At 74.9% G+C, this 5271-nt stretch carries 4 protein-coding genes; all 4 read right to left on the reverse strand.

Annotated elements, in window-relative coordinates; all coding sequences use genetic code 11:
* On the reverse strand, nt 1–1292 hold a 1292-nt coding region (locus EAO71_RS35895; RefSeq protein ID WP_222723621.1), incomplete at its 3' end, for an aldehyde dehydrogenase family protein.
* Complete coding sequence (locus EAO71_RS35900) at nt 1289–2491, reverse strand: FAD-dependent oxidoreductase (protein ID WP_147981994.1); 1203 nt, start codon at nt 2489–2491, stop codon at nt 1289–1291. The genes EAO71_RS35895 and EAO71_RS35900, both read right to left, overlap by 4 nt.
* Complete coding sequence (locus EAO71_RS35905) at nt 2488–3978, reverse strand: aldehyde dehydrogenase family protein (RefSeq protein WP_147981995.1); 1491 nt, start codon at nt 3976–3978, stop codon at nt 2488–2490. The genes EAO71_RS35900 and EAO71_RS35905 overlap by 4 nt, the downstream gene beginning before the upstream one ends.
* The coding region (locus EAO71_RS35910) for an acyl-CoA dehydrogenase family protein (protein ID WP_222723622.1) at nt 3975–5271 on the reverse strand (1297 nt) is incomplete at its 5' end. The genes EAO71_RS35905 and EAO71_RS35910, both read right to left, overlap by 4 nt.

A 5271-nucleotide genomic window follows, 5' to 3' on the forward strand; every position in this document is an offset into this window, starting at 1 on the left:
GTCCGGTTGTGGGTGTTGACGAACCGGAAGCCGGCGTCGAGCCGGGCGGCCAGGGCGAAGGCGCGGTCCTCGTCGCCACTCCACACCGACGCCGCCAGACCGTACGGCCCGGCGTTGACCCGGGCCACGAGGTCGTCCTCGTCCTCGTAACCCAGCACCGGCAGCGCAGGCCCGAACTGCTCCTCGCAGACCAGTGGCGCGTCCTCCCGCAGCCCCAGCAGCAGCACCGGCCGCACGAAATGCCCGGCGGCCAGGTCCGTCCCCGGCTGCACCGACCCCAGTTCGACGGCGGTGCCTCCGCGCGCCCGGGCATCCGCGACCAGCCCACGCACCCGAGCAGCGGCCTCCGCCGAGATCACCGGTCCCACCGTCGTGCCGTCGGAGAGCGGATCCCCGAGCCGCAGAACGCGTCCGGCCGCCGCGACGTAGCGTTCCGCGAAGGCCTTCAGCCCGGCCCGTGGCACATAGATCCGCTTGGCGGCCATGCACACCTGCCCGGCCGTCGCGAAGCTCGCCAGCACCAGCCGGTCCAGATCCGCGTCCGAGAGCGCGGCATCGTCCAGCAGGACGGCCGCGTCGTTCCCGCCGAGTTCCATCGTGGTCGGCGTCAGGGCCGTCGCGGCCGCCGCGCCGAGAGCCCGGCCCGCCACCGCTCCACCGGTGAACGACACCTTGTCCACGCCCGGGTGGCCCGCCAGCAGCAGAGCCGTCCGCGCGTACCCGTGGCACACGCCCAGTACGCCGGACGGGAGTTCGCGCGCCGCCCCCTCGAGGAACCCGGACACGGCCAGCGGCGCCAGCGGCGACGGCTTCACGACCACGGCGTTGCCCGCGACGAGTGCCGGAGCCAGTTTGACCGCGGTCAGGATCACCGGGGCGTTCCACGGAGTCAGGGCGGCGACCACCCCGTACGGCCGCAGCCGCCGTTCCAGCCGGCCTCCGGCGTCGTCGACCAGGCGCCGGGACAGCAGCCGTGGTGCCTGTTCGGCGTACCAGCGCAGCACCGCGCACGCGTAGCCCACCTCGCCGCGGCAGTCGGCCAGGGGCTTGCCCGACTCCTGAGCCAGCAGCACCGCGAGGTCCTCCGCACCCGCCTCCAGGCCGTCGGCGACCCGGAGCAGTGCCGCCGACCGGTCCACGACCGGTGTGCGCGCCCACGCCGGCGCCGCGGCAGCCGCGGCTGCGACGGCGGCGTCCACCTCCGCACCGGTGTGCACCCGTACGCTCCCCACCGGCCGGGCCGTGCGCGCCGGATTCTCCACGGTGATCGAGACGGCTTCGGCACGGTTCACGGCGACGCCCCCGGCCCGCGCAGCGAGTCGATCATCGAGCTGCGCAGCAGGGACCGCCGCGCCGCCACCGGATCCGCCGCCGTCGCCCGCAACTCCGCGATGAGCGCGCCCCGTCGGCCCGCGTCCCGGGCACGCAGCCGTTCCCAGTTGGCGTGGGTCTCGGCTCCCACGTACCTCAGCGCGCAGCTGCGGCGCTCCTCGGCACGCTCCATCAGCTGATCGTCGGTCCCGTCACCCGTGAGGAGGTTCGCCAGCGCGCCGCCCATCAGCACGGCGTCGTGGATCCCGCTGTTCATGCCCATGCCGCCGAGCGGATTGTTGACGTGCGCGGCGTCACCGCACAGCAGCACCCGCCCGCTGCGAAAGGTGCCCGCCACCCGCTGGTGCACACGGTAGAGACTGGCGTGCCGGACGGCCGGTTCGTCCGCGCGCGCCGTCAGCTCCCGGAGCCGGCCGGGCAGCCGGTCCAGCTCGGCGCGGTCGGAGGTGCCGTCGGGCGTGGGCAGCAGGACGCGCCAGTGGTCGGGAGTGCGCAGCAGCACCATCCACTCGTCGGGGTCCAGGACGTAGGCGATGGGCGCCAGATCGGGCAGGACCGCTCGGAGATCCTCGCCCAGGGAGGCGACGAGGAACCGCTCCGGATAGGTCATCCCGTGGAATTCGGCGCCCACCGAGCGCCGGACGGCGGAGTGCGCCCCGTCGGCTCCCACCAGCCAGGCACCGCGCACCCTGCTGCCGTCGGCCAGGACCGCGTGGACGCCGCGCGAGCTCCGCTCCACGCCGGTCACGGCCGCCCGGAAGCGGATGTCGGTGCCGGGAAGGCGTCCGAGGGCCTCGAGGAGCAGCGGTGTCAGCTTGTCCTGCTCGCACTGGAGCCGGTACGGGTACGGGGTGTCCCCCGCGAGCAGGGACAGGTCGAGGGTGGCGACGGGCCCGGTGCGCCGGTCGCGGAACTGGAAGGACCCCGCGACCAGGCCGCGTGCCAGCAACGCCTCCAGGACGCCCAGTTCGGCCAGCATCTCCAGGGTGGGCGGATGGAAGGTGGACGCACGGGACTCCGTCGCCAGCTCCGGCCCCCGCTCCAGCACGGTCACGCGCACGCCCCGGCGGGCCAGCACCAGCGCGGCGCTCAGCCCCACCGGCCCGGCCCCGGCCACGACGACGGGCCCGGCGGCGGCACCCGCTTCCGTCCCGCTCACCGGGTCGCCTCCACGCCCGTGACCCGGGCGCCGGTGAAGTGCAGCAGGGTCTCGGCGCTGCCCTCGTCGACCAGGCCGGAGGCTCCCCAGGCCGGGCGGGGCGTGTCCAGGTGCAGGCTCATCACCGAGGCGCCGTTCACCTTCACCTCCCCGGCGGCTATCCGCCCGGCCACCCGCAGGCCGTGCTCGGGGTCCGCGGCGCACACGTACCCCTCCAGGCCGTAACCCGTGGAGTTGGCCAGGTGGAGGGCCTCCTCCTCGTGCTCGTAGGTGTGCACGGCGGCCACCGGACCGAACAGCTCCCGGCGGGTGGCCGTCTCGGCCGCCCCGGTGACCAGCAGGGGGGCGAAGTGGTTCCCGCGTGCGGGTACTTCGGTCCACGCGTGAGCCGTGGCCCCGGCCGAGGTCAGTTCCTGGACGGCGGTCGTCAGAGCGGCATGGTGGCGGGAGTGCGCGAGGGGGCCGAACCCGGTGCCGGGGGCCAGCGGTGGGCCCGCGCGCAGCGCGGAGAGCTCGCGGCCGGCCGCGTCCAGGACCGCCGGCGCCAGGGCGGAGGGCACGATCAGCCGGCCCAGCGCCCGGCACCACTGGCCGTTGAGCGTCGTCAGCAGCTGGGCCGCCATCCGGCCGGCAGCCTCCGGATCGGCGTCCGGCAGGACCAGCAGCGGGTTGTTGCCGCCCAGTTCGAGCTGCACCGGCTTGAGGGCCTGGCCGCACACGGCACCGATCCTGCGGCCCGCCTCCGTCCCGCCGGTGAAGGAGACCACGCGCACCCGTTCGTCGGCCACGAGGCGGGCGCCGGTCGAGGCGTCTCCGTGGACCAACTGGAGGGCTCCGGGCGGCGCTCCCGCCTCCGCCAGCCCTCGGGCAGCGGCCTCCACCAGCAACTGGGTTCCGTAGGGCGCCAGTTCGGGGGCCTTGACGATGACCGGACACCCCGCGGCGAGCGCACTGGCCGCCTTGTGGGCGGCCATCGGCGCCGGGGCGTTGTACGGCACCACGCACAGGGCCGGTCCGAGTGCCGCACGCCGTACCAGCACCGGATGGCCGCCGCTGCCGGCGACCGTGCGTCGCAGCAGCCCGGAGCGGAGCTGGGCCGCCGCGACGAGGAAGGCGCCGGCGAGGATGACTCCGAGCCCGGCGGTCTGGGCGAGCGGCACGCCGGTGGCGAACGCCTCGGCCGTCACGATGCGCTCCGTGGCCCCGTCGACCGCGGCGGCGGCGCTCTCCAGCGCCCGGGCCCTCTCCTCGTCCGGCAGGCCGCACCAGGCGCGGGACGCGTGCAGGGCGTCCGCGGCCGCCAGCGCCGCCTCGACCCGCTCGGCGGAGCTGCCGAAAGCGGGGCGGACGACCTCGCGACTGTCCGGATCCTCCAGCTCCGGGCCGAGCCGCACCGCGCACTCCTCCCAGGTGCCGGCGACGAGGTCGGCCGTGACCGGCCAGCCGGTGGGGGATACGGGCGGAAGCCCGGCCGATGTCGGGGTCACCGGCCCTCACCCAACGTCGCGAACAGCGCGTTCTCCTGGGCTTCGGTGGCTATCTTCGCGGCCTCCAGGCGGCCGCGTTCGGCGGGGAAGGTCATCACGAGTCCCATCGCGAGGTCCCGCAACGTACGGCCGATGATCCCGTCCAGGCGCGCCTCGGAGGTGCCGGACGCCTTGAGGGCGCCCAGCGCGACGGCGAAGCAGGCCTCGGTGACCGCGCCCTTGCCCAGTCGCCATTGGCTGAACACCTCCGGTTTGGGTCTGATCGGCGGCTCGGAGGTCTCCAGTTCCAGCTGCCGCCGCAGCCACTGGTAGGCGGTCTCCAGGTTCTGCGTCATGTCCCCGATGAGGACCTGGTGCATCGGGGAGGACGCGATGGGCCGCCCCGTGTCGGCGAAGGTCTTTCGGGTGAGCAGGTCCAGTGTGTAGTCGTAGGCGGCCTGCGCGGCGCCCGTGTACACGGCGGCGATGGCGAGCTGGTTGCCGACGAAACTGCCGCGGCTGACCTGGAGCATGCGGGTGAAGGCGCCCGGCACGACCAGGGCGTCCGGGTCGGCGACGAAGACCTGGTCGAGCCGGATCCCGTGGTTGGCGCTGCCGCGCATGCCGAGCCCGTTCCAGGGCGGTCGGGAGGCCACACCGGCGGCGTCGCGCGGGACGAGGAACATGGCCAGGCCCTCGGCGGTGTCGGTCTTCTCCAGTCGCGCGGTGACGAGGTAGAGGTCGGCGACGCCGGTCGCGCAGCCGAAGGACTTCTCCCCGGAGAGCAGCCAGCCGCCGTCGGTGCGCGAGGCGGTGGTGGCGATGGAGATGTTCGCGGCGGAGCTCTTGGCGGACTCGCTGGCGAAGTTGGCGAGCCAGGAGCCGGAGGCCATCGCGGTGAGGACCCGCTCGGCGAACGCGGTCACCACCGGGGTCTCCTCCGTCGTGAACAGGCCCGCGCGGATCGCCTCCAGCGGGAGCAGGCCGCGTGAGGCGCTGGTGTTGTGGAAGAAGAAGGCGAGCGCCGTGGAGGGGCAGGCCGTGCCCATGGCGTAGGTGGCCGCTGCGAGGTCCCGGAGACCGCCGCCCAGCCCCCCGTGTTCCTCGGGTACGACGAGACCGAGCAGCCCGGCCTCCCGCAGCAGCCGGGTGTGGCCTGCCGGGAAGGCGGCCTGCGCGTCCGCGTCGGCGGCTGCCGCCCGCAGGGCGGGAAGCACGGATTCGACGCGCTCGGCGCGGGACCGCTCGGCCGGCGACATGCGGTCGAGGAGGTGCGCGCCCTGCGCGCCGAGGCGCGCGTCCTGCGCGCGCAGC

The organism is Streptomyces sp. MS191, assembly GCF_008042125.1.
Classification (GTDB): Bacteria; Actinomycetota; Actinomycetes; order Streptomycetales; family Streptomycetaceae; genus Streptomyces.